The sequence below is a fragment of the Pedobacter sp. SYSU D00535 genome (assembly GCF_017355855.1).
Taxonomy (GTDB): domain Bacteria; phylum Bacteroidota; class Bacteroidia; order Sphingobacteriales; family Sphingobacteriaceae; genus Desertivirga.
The window spans coordinates 283,420-300,234 of sequence record NZ_JAFEWD010000001.1; the positions used below are offsets into that span (position 1 = coordinate 283,420).

Below are 16,815 nucleotides of genomic sequence, written 5' to 3' on the forward strand. Positions count from 1 at the left end.
TAATACATAAGACCGCGGTCTCCTTGCTTCACAAGTAATAAACCTTTTTTATTAACTTAGATATAAAAGTCTGAAACATGAGTAGGGACAAGACCTTCCGGATCGCTTTTACGTCAGCCGTTGCTTTTCTTCTCCTCGGAGCCTCCTTGAAAATCATGCATGTGGGCGGAGCAAACCTCTTTTTTGTTCTTGGAATGCTGTTGTCACTTGTATGGACAGTCATCGCACTATTCGAAGTGAACCAATCCCGCTGGCTAACAAGTACCGAAAAACTGCTATGGACCATCGGTTTCATTTTATTTAATACGCTTACCGGCCTATACTACTATTTTTTCCGGCGAAGTCAGGTTGTAAGAAAGTAGTTCCGGACACAGCTTGTTCTACGATTGATTGAGATGGTAAAATAGCACGTCAGAAACAGTACAAAAAAGAATCGGTAATCGCTTCCAGTAAATGAGTATAATATATCTAACAGAACTAATGGGAACGCTGTTCTTTGCGATGTCAGGAGCCCTGGCAGCAGCAGAACACAACGAAGAGCACGACTGGTTTGGGGCGGGATTCATTGGATTTATTACAGCTATCGGCGGTGGAAGTCTTCGGGATATTTTGCTGGGCAGTTATCCTCTCGTCTGGATTGGAGATCTCATGTTTCTCTACGTTATCCTGATCGGGATTGTCCTTGCGGGCGTATTTTATAATTTACTTCTTAAACTTCGTAAAACCTTTCTGCTCTTTGACACCCTTGGAATCTCCCTTTTTACTGTTCTGGGAACCGAAAAGGCTTTACGATTCGGAATTAGTGCTGAAGTAGCTGCGATGATGGGAATGTTCACCGCAGTAATGGGAGGTGTTATTCGCGACACGCTGATCAACGAAATTCCCGTCATCTTCCGAAAAGAGATCTATGCCAGTGCCTGTCTGCTTGGTGCTGCCGTTTACCTGCTGTTAAGCAAACTCCAGGTGGAGAGGGATATCTGTTTTCTTATCGCTGTCTTAGTAATTGTACTCGTCCGGATTCTAGTAGTTAAATACCATATCAGTCTTCCCAAATTTAAAAGAAAATAGCCTTACCTAGGAAGATAGAATTAAATACACTTTTCCTAAACCTTAAGTTGAATCATCAGAATTAGAGGACGGCTATGCAAGGGTTGCATGATGGCTGCAGGGCAAAGTGCCTAATACGGACGGCTAAGCAGATTACCTACCCCTTATCCCCAGCGGCGGGCTCAAGAAGACGAGCGGACCCAATTCGGAAAAGACAAGTGAAACCGCCCGCGATGAAGTCGAACGGGTCTTTTAGCTTTGTATAATCGCTCTCTTTTCGCAACTTAGCGATCGTAAACACTTATCACGAATGCGTATCGGACCAGCATTAAAAATTCTGTCAGTATTCCTGCTGTCGAATTTCTTCACATCCTGCACACATTATTACTATGCACCAAACTCCAACAACACACCCTTATTCCGAGAAAAAAACGAATTAAGTTTAAGGGTTCACTCAATAACGGGTTCCAGACACACGGGAGGAGAAGTTCAAGCAGCCTATGCTGTGGGAAAGCACACTGCGGTCATGTTCAACTATTTTAGAGGCACTAACGAACGGCAAAATGACTACGATAAAGACGAGGGAAAGGGATCCTTCGCAGAAGTGGGAGGCGGTGTGTTTTTTCCGCTTCAAGATCCCAACTTGGTTTTTGAGAGCTACGGCGGTTTTGGAAGAGGTAAAGTTACAAATATCTATGGCACATCTAGTTCTGAAGTTTCCTACAGCCGCTTCTTCTTACAGCCCAATATCGGGCACAGGAGTAAACACTTAGACTTTGGCTTGTCTTCAAGATTTGCTCTGGCTAATATGAAGTTAAATGATATCCAGAATGCGGCCGAAATTGAAGATGACGAACAGAAAGCGTTGGAAATAGTAGCGACTCATAAGCATTTGATTTTGTGGGAACCAGGGTTTATGTGTCAAGTGGGTTGGGAGCCCCTGAAACTGAGGGCGTTTTTATATAGATCTTACAACCTAACCCGCTCCAGTTACCCCCAAGACGATTTTATTTTGGGTATCGGACTTAATTTGCGCTTTAACACTGCGAAGCTAGGGAAGGGGAGTAGAAAATAGTTTTAGGAGCATAGCAATGGTGAGCAGTGATTGCACCGTTCTTTTTTAGCCCCGATTGAAGCGGATAGCCCGGAGCAGGGTGGTGCGCTTGATCTGAGCGGGCGAGGACTACTAGCGGAAAGCGGGACTGCAGCTGTTTGAAAAGCAAGGCCGACTGCTTCAAATTTCGACTATTAACCCGCTTTAATTGCCTTTTGAAAAAAACCTCCTGATCGTTATACAGGACCAGGAGGCTTTTTGACGGTTATTTTACGTGTGAAGGCACCTTTACCTCCTGTCCGATTATCACGTTGTTGAACACAATATTCTCTGCATTGCTCAAACTCACGCCAGTCGCAGCGGTGTCGATGGTGACATTAGAGAAGTGAATGTCTTTTACCTTTTTGGAGGGATAGCCCTGAATTACTACCCCCGCATTCGTTGCTTTTCGAAATTTCACATTGTCCACAAATACATTGCGGATGTCAGTTTCAAAACCTTTTCCTTCGCCATGATAGTAGGATGTAATGAAAAAGGCATCCTCTACATCTGTAAAGGTTACATTATTTACATAGATGTCACGGATAAAGCCGCCCCGGTCGGGGTTAGATTTTAGATAAATGCCCCTTTTGCAATAACCAGAAGCTTTACAGTTTTCTACAAATACGTTCTGCACGCCGGCCGACATTTCGCTACCAATAACGACGCCATGCAAGCCCTTGAAGCGGCAATTACGGATGATGATATTTTCTGACGAAATGGCCGTCCTTCGACCTTCATGATCGCGACCAGCTTTGATCGCTACATTATCGTCGCCGTTATTGAAATTGATATCCTCGATCAGGATATTTTTGGAATATTCAGGGTCGAAGCCGTCGTTATTCTTGTTAAAAGCTTCAAACTTCATTTTACGAGCTGTGATATTTTCTGACTTCAGGAAATGCACGCACCAGAAAGGCGAGTTTTTGATAGTAACACCCTCCATCAAAATGTTTTTACACTCGAAAAATTGAATCAGCTGAGGTCGCAGGTAGTGACCTTTACCAAACTTCCGGTCTTTGATAGGGGTGTTTTCGTGGTTCATCTTACGACTAAGCAACTGATCTGCTTTTTGGTTCTCCGTCCACTTGCTAAATGAATCTGCAGCGTTTCCATCGATTACTCCTTCACCAATGATGGCTACGTTTTCGAGCTGGTAGCCATAAATAAATGGACTGTAATTGTAAAGGAAAGTTCCTTCCCAGCTAGTAAGCACCGCAGGCAGGTAATCGTCTGGGTTCGTCCCGAAAACCAGTTTAGATCCCTTTTGCAATTCAATACATAAATTACTGATAAGGTGGATAGGACCATTCACAAGGTAAGTTCCCGCGGGCACGACAATCCGTCCTCCGTTTTGTTGTTTGGCAGCCTGAATAGCTTTGTCGAAAGCAGGCTTACTATCGGTGACAGAATCGCCTACTGCACCAAATTTGGTCAACAGTATTACATTATCCGATATTTTCGGAGGAACGATGTTTTTCAAAATTTGATCCCGTTTCTCAGTACGGGAGAGCGCTTTCTCGGGAGAGCGATTACAGGAAATGCAATAAACAGAGATAAAAAATAGAAATAAGTAATTTTTCATACAGACCCACTGATACAATAAACGACTTCGATTTTAATTGGCGGAGCAATATAGGAATGATTTCTTTGTCGGCAAAGCAGGATAAACACCTTTCTCTTACTTGGCTGCTAGATTCGGGATGATACTGCGACCTATGCCTAAGATCCTTTTTCCCATATTCGAAAACAATTCCACAGCTCAACTCTTGTACTAGTAGCCACGTTTATCTCCTTGGGGAACATCGAGGTTTCTGACGGTCATTCATTTAACTATTCTTATTATGAGCAAGATCAACGAAAAGAAGGCAAAAAAGACCACGACATCCGACAAACAAGTTTCGAGCTACCAAAGCGAAAAGGGAAAACAACAAACAAAGGCAACAGAACCCGGTCTGCCTAAACAGGCTAAAAAGAAATAATAGCGGGTGTTGAACTTTGCAGCACCAGCGGGACTACCTTAAAATCTTCGGAAACGACCCGCCGTACTAACAGCTGATAAATGATAAAACAGCCGTCGCGGACCAATATGTAAACGATTTTTTATACGAACAATAAAATCAGGCACCCCGTATAAATAGTGGTTTTGTGTTTTTTTGTGATGAGAAATAACCCTATCGCTGGCGCTCCCAGTAGTTGTAAGATTTCAGAAGCTAAAGCAGTAAATTCAACTGCTAGTTTCAACTGGGAAATGACGGAGCTTCTGAAGCATATTAACGTTGGCTTCTTCTCGAGAGACATTTTAGCAGGTAAGTACATCAGCCTCACCGAAGGCTGTGCTAATATTTACGGCTATCCTTTGCAGAGTTTTACCGAAAATGCAATGCTTTGGTTAGAAGTAGTTCATCCAGACGACAAATTGCTTGTAGAAAAGCAAGATATCGTTTTAACACAAGGCAACAAGAGTGAGTGCGAGTACAGAATAATACACGGTGATGGTAGTATCAGGTGGATCGAAGTGAAGGCTATACCCGTGTTAAAAGAAGGGCAACTCGTTAGGGTAGATGGTATCGTCTCTGACATTTCTGATCGGAAAAAAGCCGAAGAACAGGTAATCAAAGCAAGAAGTCTCGTCGACATTGTGATGCGCACCTTACCCGGAATCTTCTATCTCTATAACAGCGAGGGAAAGTTCAAGTACTGGAATTCCAACATTGAAGAAGTGACTGGATATACAGCAAAGGAGATAGAACTTCTACACCCTTCCGAATTGTTCGAAGGAGAAGAAAGGGAATTGCTTCTGGAAAAAATCGCCAGTGTTTTCGAGAAGGGGCAGGATGATATGGAGGCATTTTTAATCACGAAAGAAAAAAGACGAATACCTTACTATTTTACCGGACGCCGAGTACTAGTAGACGGTGAAATGTGCCTCGTTGGACTAGGAATTGATCTTACTGAAAAAAAGATGATCGAGGAGGTGTCCCAAAAGAATGAGGAAATGCTTTCTCACATCCTTAACTCTATACCACAATCTATTTTTTGGAAAGACAAAAACTCTGTCTTTTTGGGTTGTAACGCAGTATTTGCCAAAAACGCTGGTCTTAGTAATACTGCCTCTGTAGTTGGTAAAACAGACTTTGATTTTCCCTGGTCAGCTGAAGATTCTCAGAAATATCAGAAAGATGATCGCGAGATAATGGCTTCAAAACAAGCGCGAATACACTACGTTGAAACCCTTAGCCGCCCAGGGGAGGAAACTCAGTGGGTGGACACTACTAAGATTCCTTTAAAAAACAAAAATAATGAGGTGTATGGCGTTCTCGGTATATTCGATGATATTACCGAGCGAAAACAGGAGGAGGAGCGCCAGAAACAATTGACGGCGGATCTGATTCAAAAGAACATCGAACTGAGGCAGTTTTCGTACATCATATCCCATAATTTGAGAGCTCCTGTTTCTAAATTACTGGGGCTGGGTTCCTTACTCGACACCAGCGAGCATACAGACTCTGTAACCAAAGAATTACTAGGTTATATTAATGACGAAGTTCACGGTTTAGACATCATAGTCAAAGACCTTAACACCATTCTGTCTTTGCAGGACTCGGGGCACAAAGTCTATGAAACTCTAAAATTTGAAGAAAAGTTGAAACGCGTGATGGGCTTTCTCGAACCCCAGATATCTGAAACAAAAGCGGAGATTACCTATAACTTCAGTCAAGCTCCAGAAATCAGGACTATACGATCTTATTTACATAGCATCTTGTCGAATTTGCTTTCTAATGCTATAAAATATCGAAGCAGAGATCGTTCGACCCGTATTCATTTGATGACAAAGCTGGTTGATGGAAAAATATGTCTGTCAATTAAAGATAATGGACTGGGAATAGATCTTGACAAGTTCGGACACAAACTTTTTGGTTTATACAATCGGTTTCATGCTGAATCAGCTGGCGGGAAGGGTATAGGATTGAACCTCGTGAAGGCTCAGGTTGATGCTTTGGGAGGGAGAATTGAGGTTGAGAGTATGGTAGGCGTTGGTACCACATTCAAATTATATTTTCCCGTATAGCAACATTACTATCAGCGTTCGATTCCGCCTCTCTGGACTAGCAAGAGTTTTCGCACTTTGACTAGCTTCCTACGAACTGACCTTTAGTATAATATTTAGAAATAAGGCATTCATCAAAGCAGTAACTTCGCGTGATGGAATTGATGACGACCGATACAACAGCTATACATAGTTTTAAACAGGATATTTCTGGTGATTCTTTGCCTGAAAGATTCACTTATCCATTCTGTTACGAAGCCCATCCAGTTGCGAAGTTAGCGGCGTTGGAGGTGCAGGAGTTCTTAAGCCAGTATTACGACAACGAGCATAACTTTGGTCTTGATCCGGATCACGCGGGAATAGTGATTGGGAAGATGTTTGGGGTGTTGGTCGTCAAAAATAATGAAAATCAACTGGGATTTCTGGCTGCCTACTCTGGCAAACTAGCGGAAGGTAGGCAACATCCTTATTTCGTACCACCCGTTTACGACGTGTTTCAGGAAGATGGAATATACCTGAAGGAGATGAGGAACCTGGTGACTTTAAACGACCAGATTGAGCGATTGGAACAAGATGAGCGCTTCCTAGCTGCAAAAGCCCTATTTTCAGAAACAGAGCAAGCAGCCAATTTGGAAATCGACGAACTGAAAAAACAACTCAGGATGTCGAAGAAAGACCGGAAGCAGCGCAGGACTGCGGCAAAGGATCGGCTACCAGCTGAGGAGTATGAGGAGTTGTTGGAACTATTGAAACAGGAAAGCTTAAAACAGCAGTATGACCTGCGGGTGATTGCGCAACGTTGGCAAGAGCGTTTGGATGTCGTTGATCAGGAGATTAGACAACAACGACTGCTGATTGAAGCACTGAAGGAGGAACGAAAAAGCCGGTCAGGAAAATTGCAGCAGCTACTGTTTGAGAACTACCGATTTCTGAATGCTCGCAAAGAGTGGAAATCTTTGCTATCCATCTTCACTGACGACCTAGATCTGATGCCCCCGGCAGGAGCGGGGGAGTGCGCAGCGCCAAAGCTTTTACAATATGCCTACTCGCACAATTTACAGCCCCTTGCAATGGCTGAATTCTGGTGGGGTGCGTCACCAAAGTCCGAGATTCGAAAGCACGGCGAGTTTTATCCTGCCTGTCGAAGCAAATGCGGGCCTATTTTGGGGTTCATGTTGGAAGGATTGGAGGTTGATAACAATCCTATGGAAGAGAATCCCGCCTTGGGGAAGGAACTGCAGATTGTATTTGAGGATGAGGACATCATCGTTGTCGACAAGCCTGCTGAATTTCTTTCTGTACCTGGTAGATATGTAAAAGATTCGGTTCAGACCCGGATTCAGAACCGTTATCCGGGAGCAATCCTGGTGCATCGCCTGGATCAAAGTACTTCAGGAATCATCCTAATCGCCAAGAACCACAACAGTTATGTCGACCTTCAAAAGCAGTTTTTAAGGCGGACAGTGTTAAAACGTTATTTGGCGATACTGGATGGAGTAGTCGCAGTACAAACCGGTATCATCAATCTCCCCCTAAGGGTAGACCTGGACAACCGGCCTCAGCAAATGGTGTGTTACGAATATGGTAAGCCTGCTCAAACAAGGTTCGAGGTAAAAAAAACAGCGTCAGGTTACACGTATATTCACTTCTTCCCAATAACCGGACGTACTCACCAGCTGAGGATGCATGCAGCCCATCCACTCGGCCTCAATAGACCTATCCTGGGGGACGATCTCTATGGAAAGAAATCAGATCGCCTGTTTCTCCATGCCGAATACCTAGAGTTTGACCATCCTAAAACAAAGGAAAGGATTGCCTTTACCGTACCTGCAGCGTTTGAAGAGGACGAGAAATTCACGTGAATTCATCTTTTTTAGGACCAGCCCTTCAGCTCAAAGATTTCGTATGTCCCGCCAATTTAATATCTTGACCTCCCGAGACAGCAGTGCCTATAAAGACCGCCTGTTCTCCTAACCACGAGCTAAAACCTAAAATAATGAAAAAGCTAAGTACGGCAATCCTCAATTTCATGCTGTTAGTATCCATAAGCCCTCTATTTGCCCAGCCTAAGGTCCGCCAGAATATCCCTCTTGATTCAATCCGTTTAAGTGATCCATTTATTTTTGCCGACAGCGTGAGTAGGACATATTATATGACGGGTACCGGCGGGATGCTATGGAAAAGCAAGGATCTGAAGAGCTGGGAAGGACCGTACCAGATCGCCAAGACTGATCCGAATTCCTGGATGGGCCCCAAGCCGATGATCTGGGCTGCGGAGCTTCATAAGTATAAAGGGAAATATTATTTTTTCGGAACATTCACTAATCGTAATGTTAAGATTGACTCGGTACGCGGAAATGTCGTAGAGCGGCGAGCCTGTCACATTCTGGTGAGCAATAAACCTGAAGGCCCCTATGTCCCTATGCAAGACTCCATCTACCTGCCTGCTAACATCGCCACACTTGACAACACTTTATGGATCGATAAAGATAAGCAGCCGTATATGGTGTACTGTTACGAGTGGTTGCAAACGTGGGACGGGACCATCGAAAAGATAATGTTGAAACCGGATCTGAGTGGAACTATCGGAGCAGCAAAATTGCTTTTCAAGGCTAGTGCATCACCGTGGAGCAGGGACAAAGGCGAAGACGGAAAAGAAATCCCCAATAAGGTAACAGACGGCCCCTACTTATTCCGGACCTCCACCGGGCGTTTGGGTATGATCTGGACAAGCTGGATTCATGATGTTTATACGCAAGGAGTGGCTTACTCTACAAGCGGGACACTGGACGGCCCCTGGATACAGGAAAAGGAGCCTATTACTCCTCCAAATTACGGTCATGGTATGTTGTTTAAAACCTTAGAAGGGAAGGACCTGATGGGTATCCACAGTCACAAAGATGTGAATGGCCGCTACATCCGTGTTCCAAAGCTTTTCGAAGTGAGCTTGAAGGGGGATAAGCTGACAGTAGGAAAGTCGTACCAACCTTAGTGGTCGATAACAGATTCCAGGTTGATAGTAGAGGTCTTATCCTAAAGAACTACTACCTATGCAGGCATTTAAAGAATTATTAATGAAGGCTACATTGCTTGAAGAAGCAGAAGCAGTGCAGCTGCTAGCCATTTCGAAAGTACGCAGCTACAACCGGGGGGAACGTTTTGTTGTAGCGGGAGAAATTCCGCGACAAATGGGTTTTGTTGTAAAAGGACTTTTTCGGTACGTGTACCTTGACAGGGATGGTAATGAGTTTACTAAAAACTTCCTGCCGGAAGGTAGTTTTCTTGCCTCTTACTCTGCAATGGCTCAGCAGCAAAGCTCCTGGTTCAGCATCGAGTCTTTGGAGGATTCAGAGATACTGCGTTTCGATTATGCTGCATGGAAAAGGCTAAGTAGCGAAAGTCTGAATTGGGAGAAATTTCTCAGAAAGACTATCGAGAAAGCATTTTTTATAAAGGAACGAAGAGAAAGGGACCTTCTGCTGCTAGATGCTGAAACACGGTACCTCGAATTCGTCCGGGAACACCCTTCGCTGGAAAAGAGAGTTAAACAACATATGGTAGCCTCATACCTGGGCATCAAGCCGGAATCCCTTAGCCGAATCAAAAAAAGGCTGCCTTAACCTGGGTCAATGTTTTGTTTGCCAGCCTTCTATAGTTTCGTATCATAAAAAAATTGATTATGAAACTTACAGGTAATACCGTGTTAATCACGGGTGGTTCTTCAGGCTATGGACTGGAGCTGGCAAAGCAGTTGACTGCCCAAAATAATAGAGTACTAATCTGCGGTCGAGATTCAGGTAAGCTTGCAGCGGCCAAAGAGCTGATTCCAGCACTCAGTGTTTTTCAATGTGATGTTTCAATTCCCGAAGACTGTCATAAACTTCAGCACTGGATATCGTTAGAACATCCAACTTTAAACATCCTCGTAAACAATGCAGCCGTTGTTCATTATAGTGAATTCCTGACTGATGAGGAAACAATAGAAAAAGCAAAAGCGGAATTCGAAACGAACCTCCTTGCACCCATCCGACTAACTAAACTGCTTCTTCCGATACTTCTGCAAAACCAGACTGCCAATCTGATAAATATTACTACAGGCTTAGTTTATATCCCAAGGACACGCTATACCTATTACAATGCATCTAAGGCGGCTTTGCATTCCTTCACACAGGTATTGCGAGCTCAACTAGCAGGGCAAGCGATTCAGGTGAGAGAGATAATGTTACCTGCCGTTGATACCCCCTGGCATAAAGGAAATCCTCCAAAAATCGCTATAAGCGCTGCAGAGGCCGTACTCTTTTCGCTTCAGGCGTTGGAAACGGACCGTGAAGAGATGCGAATAGGCAAGGTGAAGCTGCTATACGTCCTTTCGCGCTTGTTCCCAAAACTCGCTTTTAACAAACTGAATAGCTTGGATTAAAACGGCGACTGCCGGACAACATCTTTTTGGATTTTTTTTTGCAAGCGAAAGTGACTTATAGAAGAATTAATTCCCGCTGGTAGCGGAGATGAAGTTAATGCTTTAGCCACTACCAGATAAAATTTTCCGTTGTATATTCGAGGCTGGTCTTCGGATCAACAGTATAAACACTAATCAACGCTATTAACCAATGACTGGAATTAAGCTACTAAAGCTGACCCTTGCGATTGTATTCGTCCTGAGCGGAGCCGCTGCAAGCGCACAAAAATTGAAGAAAAATCAATTCGACAATCCTTTGGCTCTGCAACGGGCAGACCCTCATGTTTGGAAAGAGCCAGATGGAATTTACTATTTTATTGCTACCGTCCCTGAATACGATCGTATCGAAATTCGCAGCTCAAAAACGATTAATGGAATTAAAGACGCACAACCAGTTGTAGTTTGGCGAAAGCATGAAAAAGGCGCAATGGGAAACCACATCTGGGCACCAGAGCTGCATCGGATAGATGGCAAGTGGTATATCTATTTTGCAGCGGGATCAGCAGAGGACAAATGGAAAATTCGGAAATACGCCTTATCCAATCCTTCAGCCAATCCTACTCAGGGAGAATGGAAAGAAGAAGGCGAGATTAAAAGTGTACCAAACGTTTTTACCCTGGATGCGACAGTCTTTGAACACAAGGGACAACGATATATGGTGTGGGTAGATCGAGCTTCGAATAAAGTAGTCAATACTGGTTTGTATATAGCTAAAATGACGAGTCCAACCACCTTGGACGAAAAGCAAGTTGTTATTTCGCAGCCTGAATATCCATGGGAAATCAAAGGACATCGCGTGAACGAGGCTCCTGCAGTGCTGATTCGTAACGGCAAGGTGTTTATGACGTTCTCCGCGAGCGCGACGGATGCAAACTATTGCCTCGGCTTGCTTTGGGCAAAGGAAGATGCGGACCTTCTCAATCCCGCCTCCTGGCATAAGTTACCGGAACCCGTATTTTTTAGCAACGAAGCACTGAACCGTTTTGGTCCCGGACACAACAGCTTTACCGTTGCTGAGGATGGTAAAACCGACGTCATGATTTACCATGCCAGAGATTATAAGGACATCAAAGGAGAACCTCTTTACGATCCCAATCGCCATACAAGAGCAAGGGTACTAAGATGGACCAAAGACGGCATGCCTGATTTTGGGCAGGAGCTCAGCGATAATGACACTGCTCTAAAAAAAGCTAGCAAAAAAAAGAAATAGTACCGACTACAATTTTCAACTCAAAACATAGTCCATTGCAAGGGGCTGCGTTTTTTTATGCGTCTTTTTGGAATCAGCTTAACTATGCCCCCACAGACGTAACAAGTCTATTACAGGAAAAACTGTTCTAGCTTTTCGAGTTACAAGTTGCTGGCTACCAGTAATTATTTAAGTAGCAAATACAGTCAACTGCTAAAACAAGGCTCTTATGCTTTGGTTAAAGTACTAAATTCGCTTCACGCGCCGGACCTGCCATAGGAAAACCAGCGCCCGGGACAGTTACAACACTAAATTTTGAAGATGGATATACTTATTAAAGAGTTCATGGCAAAGATTGAAAGCCGGAACGCTCACGAGCCGGAGTTTCTACAGGCTGTTCAAGAGGTGGCCGAGTCGATCATTCCTTTTATAGAAGCAAACCCGAAATATAAAAAACATAAAATCCTGGAACGCATAGCAGAACCAGAGCGGGTTATCAGCTTTCGTGTTCCATGGATGAATGACGCTGGAGAAATAGAAATTAACAGGGGCTATCGGGTGCAGATGAATAGCGCTATTGGACCATACAAAGGCGGTCTTCGCTTTCATCCTTCTGTCAATCAAAGTATCCTGAAATTCCTCGCATTTGAACAAGTGTTTAAAAATAGTCTTACGGGCTTGCCGATGGGTGGGGGTAAAGGCGGTTCAGATTTCGACCCAAAAGGAAAATCAGACAACGAAGTGATGAAGTTTTGCCAAAGCTTCATGACAGAACTATATCGTCACATTCACGCGGATATTGATATTCCAGCAGGGGACATAGGAGTGGGAGCCAGGGAAATAGGTTTTCTTTTCGGACAATATAAACGCATCCAGGGAGAATTTACAGGTGTACTTACGGGTAAAGCAGCTGAATACGGTGGCAGCCTTATTCGGCCGGAAGCAACAGGTTATGGGGTGGTCTATTTCGCGGAAGAAATGCTAAAAACGAGAGGAGAATCAATTAGTGGTAAAACAGTAGTGGTTTCAGGCTCGGGCAATGTCGCGCAATATGCTGTAGAAAAATGTATCCAGGTAGGGGCAAAGGTGGTGACCATGTCTGATTCCAGTGGATTTATCCACGACCCTGCCGGTATTGATACTGCGAAACTCGCCTACATTATGGAATTAAAAAATGTTAGAAGAGGGCGAATCGAAGAATACGCGAAGAAGTATGGATGTGATTATTTTGAAGGAGAAAAGCCCTGGAAAATCAAATGCGACATTGCCCTTCCTAACGCAACTCAGAACGAACTGGATGCACCTGACGCCTTGCTTTTGGTGCAGAACGGCTGTTTCTGTATAGCTGAAGGTGCTAATATGCCCTGTACACTGGAAGCCGTTCGCATCTTTGACGCAGCCCGGGTGTTGTATGCTCCGGGAAAAGCTTCGAATGCCGGAGGAGTAGCAGTGTCTGGTTTGGAGATGTCTCAGAACTCACTACGTATATCGTGGACCAGGGATGAGGTTGATTCCCGGCTCAGACAGATTATGCACCAGATCCACGAGGCTTGTGTTAGAAATGGTAGAGTCGATGGCGACTTTGTAGATTATACCCGTGGTGCTAACATTAGTGGTTTTATTAAGGTGGCAGAAGCCATGATTGCTCAGGGAATTGTGTAACGATGTCCAGATTTCTTTCAATTCTATTGGTGCTGCTGGCCAGCACCACTGTCGGCAGCGCGAATAGTGGTAAATGGTTAAGTAAGACCACTAACCAAGAAATTACGTACACTGCTAAAGAAGCTCGCCGACCTTCAAAAGACTTTGTCGGTAATTATGCTACCATTGTTTATCTAACGAACCTGGGCTTCACTAAGGTTGGCAGGAACAGTAATGTTGATGACATCCGCTGGCTCGGCGAACAGGGATATAGGGTGATTGTACTTGATTACTCAGGACATGCGGATGCAGTCTCGCCAAAAATCAATGCCGACATCGTGGCCATCAACGATTCAATAGCTGCTGGAGAATTCTGCGGGTACCGCAACTGTTCGAAAAACCTGTCGTATGTACTGTTTGAAGGTTATCGGATTGCCAGGAATGTCGGCTTTTTTAAAGATGACCCGAAAGTATACAATACACCGGAGCAATACATTGAAGGAGACACCTTAAAGATGGATATAGTATATCCGGCCAATCCTTCAGTTTCTGTGCCTATCATCCTATCCTTTTCCTATAGTAATAGCTACGCTACGTATGATTCCGAAAAAAAAACGCTGACCGATGCGAATAAAGCGCAGCGGCTAAACCTTCAATATACGCTTGCCGGATTTAATGACTCATTTCTTGAGGGAGCACCCGCAAGCGGAATGGCCTGGGCAATTGCAGACCATCCCAAATATTGTCCCTGGGGAAAAGGTAAGCCTATTAACGGGCCTAACGATACCTACAAATCCTTTCAAACCAACCCCGACGCTGTTAGAAAAGTAAAGTCGGCTGTTAGAACATTGCGAAAAGTCGGGACTTCTCTAGGATTGTCGGATCGGATCGGGATTTTCGGATTCTCCAGAGGATCGACAGCAGGGGCGCTCGCCATTGGGGATAAAGTCGTTCCGGAATTTGAGAATGCCGGCTTTTATCTGGAGGCTTCTGATGAGGTACAGGCGGCGGCTCTTGGTCCCGGTGTTTTTGATTTCACTAAGATCTACACCACCAAAGGCGATGGCGACACCAATTTAGAGGTGCGGTGCCCGTGGGCATGGGGACCCTTGGAGGAAAATCAGGCAAAATGGGAATCGATGGGAGCAAGTCATCTCATAGAATCATCCGCGACAGCGCCGGTGCTCCTTTTCTACAATACAGATGACGAATTGTACTATCAGGATCAGTTGGCCCACTTAAAAAAGAAACTGGACAGTAAAAAGATTCCCAACCAAACCCTAAAAGATTACGGACGCGGCCATTCACTCCCTGAATCTACAGAGTCATTGAACGCACTTTATAGCTTTTTCAGGAATCATCTGCTAGGGACTAAGTCGAATTAAGGCGCATAATTAGCTTAAGAGCGACTATATCGCGATGCTAAAAGCGCCGCCTCCTTCAATTTTTTTTTTGAGATTGATAGCCAGAAACCTCAATTCCAGGGATTTCTGGTTTTTCTAAAATTAGCGACGAATATTACATCTTTTTTTATATTTGCGTCCCTGCAAAGCGAAAAACGATCGAGTAATAGCTTACAGATGCCCGGATGGCGAAATTGGTAAACGTTGCGGTCTCAGAAGCCGTTGAGAATTGTCTCTTGAGAGTTCGAGTCTCTCTCCGGGCACATCCATAAAATCGAAGTCTTCTTCTCTGAAGCTTTAGTATCAGTTCAATCGCATGATTTTAGGTATAGACGGGCGGCTCGACAGCTGCTGCTGCTTTTTTTGCAGTTTCCGGATACACTTAAATGCTGCATACTCCCAAAATTCATCTTTTCTTCATGAAGCATGTCTAATATTGCAGAAATTGTGATAAGGTTTAGGTTAACCTGCAACTCCCATAGCTGCAGGTTTTTTTGTGCCTCTCGTCCATTTCTTGCCTCTTTTATTTAAATTGTTGACGCGTTATTGGTAGTAAATGAACTTCCCATCAATGGTTCGATCGGATTTGAACCTGAAGACAAGCCTGGTATCTTTAAAAAAAGCATGAAGACCTATATTAAATTACTAATACTCCCTCTTGCGGGCTGTCTTTTTCAGCCTTCAAGTTCATCCGCACAGAAAGAAAAACTTAGCCGTGTTGTTGCAGGCCATCGGGTGAACTATGAGGAGGACTCGGTAGGAACATACATCCTGCCTGAAGTATTGCGGCTGCAGAATGGCAAAAAGGTAAAAAGCGTAAAAGCCTGGAATGAGCAAAGGCGGCCGGAACTTATACGCCTGTTTGAAGACCATCAATTTGGAAAGATGCCAGCAGCACCGCAGAGTCTCCAATACAAGATCTTTGATCCAGGTACAACTGCGCTTGGTGGAAACGCTCTCCGCAAACAAGTGCGGGTGTATCTCCATCGGGATACATCCAGCCATAAGATGGACTTGCTGATGTACCTCCCTGCCAATACTCAGAAACCATCGCCGCTACTACTAATGATCAACTTCGTTCCCAACAGTACGATGGTTAATGATCCCGGAATCAGGCTAGGCACTATGTGGGATCGTCAGGGTAAACAGGTTGCGGCGCCTGCTCCTAGAGCCCAGGGCGGGGTGGATATCGAACAGTTTCTGCGGGAAGGGATCGGCGTAGCCATGGTCTATTACGGTGACATAGAACCAGATTTTAAAGGGGGACTTCCTTATGGGATCCGAAGCAAGTATCTGAGAGCAGGCGCAACAAGTGTTGGAGACGACGAATGGGGAACTATCTCTGCCTGGGCCTGGGGTTTGAGCCGTGCCATGGATTACTTCGAGCAGGACCAGCAGGTTGACCCAAAACGAATAGCCTTACAAGGCACTTCCCGACTGGGAAAAACAGTCTTATGGGCAGGTGCACGGGATGAACGGTTTAAAGCAGTAATAGCGAGCTGCTCGGGAGAAGGAGGGGCGGCTTTGAGCCGGAGGAATTATGGCGAAAGTATCATCCACATGACGGATACCTCCAGGTACTACTACCAGTTCGCTCCTAAGCGTCACAGCTACGGTAAAGATCCAAATCTTTCTCCGGTAGATGCTCACATGCTGGTAGCGCTGATGGCTCCACGGGCATTGTTGCTGCAAACGGGTGACACCGACTACTGGTCTGATCCCAAAGGCGAGTTTTTTGCTGCACTTGCTGCCGAGCCGGTGTATCGTCTTTTTCGAAAACAGGGACCAGGAAGAAGTGAAATGCCAGTGGCAGGAGAAAAAACACTATTATTAAATACGCTGGGATATTTCATGCACGAGGGCGGACATGGCCCAATCCCCAGCGATTGGCCGCTTTATTTGGAGTACCTGAAAAGGCACTTGTAGTGGAGG

General features: G+C 44.7%; 13 protein-coding genes and 1 tRNA gene. 13 read left to right on the plus strand and 1 reads right to left on the minus strand.

The window, feature by feature from the left end; translation table 11 throughout:
* Nucleotides 1-77: 77 nt before the first annotated feature.
* The 3 genes from J4N23_RS01020 (at nucleotide 78) to J4N23_RS01030 (ending at nucleotide 2,122) form a co-directional block, all read left to right on the plus strand.
* Nucleotides 78-362: a hypothetical protein gene (locus J4N23_RS01020; RefSeq protein WP_207425147.1), complete on the plus strand. Its 285-nt coding sequence runs from the start codon at nucleotides 78-80 to the stop codon at nucleotides 360-362.
* Nucleotides 363-453: 91 nt separating this feature from the next.
* Nucleotides 454-1,068 carry a trimeric intracellular cation channel family protein gene (locus J4N23_RS01025; RefSeq protein ID WP_207425148.1) on the plus strand — a complete coding sequence of 205 codons (615 nt, stop codon included), beginning with the start codon at nucleotides 454-456 and terminating at the stop codon, nucleotides 1,066-1,068.
* A 289-nt stretch (nucleotides 1,069-1,357) separates the two neighbouring features.
* A complete protein-coding gene (locus J4N23_RS01030; RefSeq protein WP_207425149.1) occupies nucleotides 1,358-2,122 on the plus strand; it encodes a hypothetical protein in 765 nt (254 codons plus the stop codon).
* Nucleotides 2,123-2,366: 244 nt separating this feature from the next.
* Here J4N23_RS01030 and J4N23_RS01035 read toward each other — a convergent pair whose 3' ends face one another.
* Nucleotides 2,367-3,725 (minus strand): glycoside hydrolase family 28 protein, encoded by a 1,359-nt coding sequence (locus tag J4N23_RS01035; protein ID WP_207425150.1) that lies wholly within the window; start codon nucleotides 3,723-3,725, stop codon nucleotides 2,367-2,369.
* A gap of 576 nt (nucleotides 3,726-4,301) precedes the next feature.
* Between J4N23_RS01035 and J4N23_RS01040 the strand changes: the two genes are divergently transcribed.
* The 10 genes from J4N23_RS01040 (at nucleotide 4,302) to J4N23_RS01085 (ending at nucleotide 16,809) form a co-directional block, all read left to right on the plus strand.
* Nucleotides 4,302-6,212 (plus strand): PAS domain S-box protein, encoded by a 1,911-nt coding sequence (locus J4N23_RS01040; RefSeq protein ID WP_207425151.1) that lies wholly within the window; start codon nucleotides 4,302-4,304, stop codon nucleotides 6,210-6,212.
* Nucleotides 6,213-6,355: 143 nt separating this feature from the next.
* Nucleotides 6,356-8,053: an RluA family pseudouridine synthase gene (locus J4N23_RS01045; RefSeq protein ID WP_207425152.1), complete on the plus strand. Its 1,698-nt coding sequence runs from the start codon at nucleotides 6,356-6,358 to the stop codon at nucleotides 8,051-8,053.
* Between the two features lie 134 nt (nucleotides 8,054-8,187).
* Nucleotides 8,188-9,183 (plus strand): glycoside hydrolase family 43 protein, encoded by a 996-nt coding sequence (locus J4N23_RS01050; RefSeq protein WP_207425153.1) that lies wholly within the window; start codon nucleotides 8,188-8,190, stop codon nucleotides 9,181-9,183.
* Between the two features lie 82 nt (nucleotides 9,184-9,265).
* The gene (locus tag J4N23_RS01055) at nucleotides 9,266-9,811 is read left to right on the plus strand and encodes a Crp/Fnr family transcriptional regulator (protein ID WP_207425154.1); all 546 of its coding nucleotides are present in this window, start codon (nucleotides 9,266-9,268) and stop codon (nucleotides 9,809-9,811) included.
* 59 nt (nucleotides 9,812-9,870) lie between these two features.
* On the plus strand, nucleotides 9,871-10,611 hold the full coding sequence (locus tag J4N23_RS01060; RefSeq protein WP_207425155.1) for an SDR family oxidoreductase: 741 nt from the start codon (nucleotides 9,871-9,873) through the stop codon (nucleotides 10,609-10,611).
* A 190-nt stretch (nucleotides 10,612-10,801) separates the two neighbouring features.
* Entirely contained in the window at nucleotides 10,802-11,860 is a 1,059-nt protein-coding gene (locus J4N23_RS01065; protein WP_207425156.1) for a family 43 glycosylhydrolase, read from the plus strand.
* A 300-nt stretch (nucleotides 11,861-12,160) separates the two neighbouring features.
* Nucleotides 12,161-13,501, plus strand: a complete 1,341-nt coding sequence (gene gdhA, locus J4N23_RS01070; RefSeq protein ID WP_207425157.1) for an NADP-specific glutamate dehydrogenase — start codon at nucleotides 12,161-12,163, stop codon at nucleotides 13,499-13,501.
* Nucleotides 13,502-13,503: 2 nt separating this feature from the next.
* Nucleotides 13,504-14,865 (plus strand): S9 family peptidase, encoded by a 1,362-nt coding sequence (locus tag J4N23_RS01075; protein WP_207425158.1) that lies wholly within the window; start codon nucleotides 13,504-13,506, stop codon nucleotides 14,863-14,865.
* 197 nt (nucleotides 14,866-15,062) lie between these two features.
* A tRNA-Leu gene (locus J4N23_RS01080) sits at nucleotides 15,063-15,146 on the plus strand.
* A gap of 283 nt (nucleotides 15,147-15,429) precedes the next feature.
* On the plus strand, nucleotides 15,430-16,809 hold the full coding sequence (locus J4N23_RS01085) for a S9 family peptidase (RefSeq protein ID WP_207425159.1): 1,380 nt from the start codon (nucleotides 15,430-15,432) through the stop codon (nucleotides 16,807-16,809).
* Nucleotides 16,810-16,815: the final 6 nt, after the last annotated feature.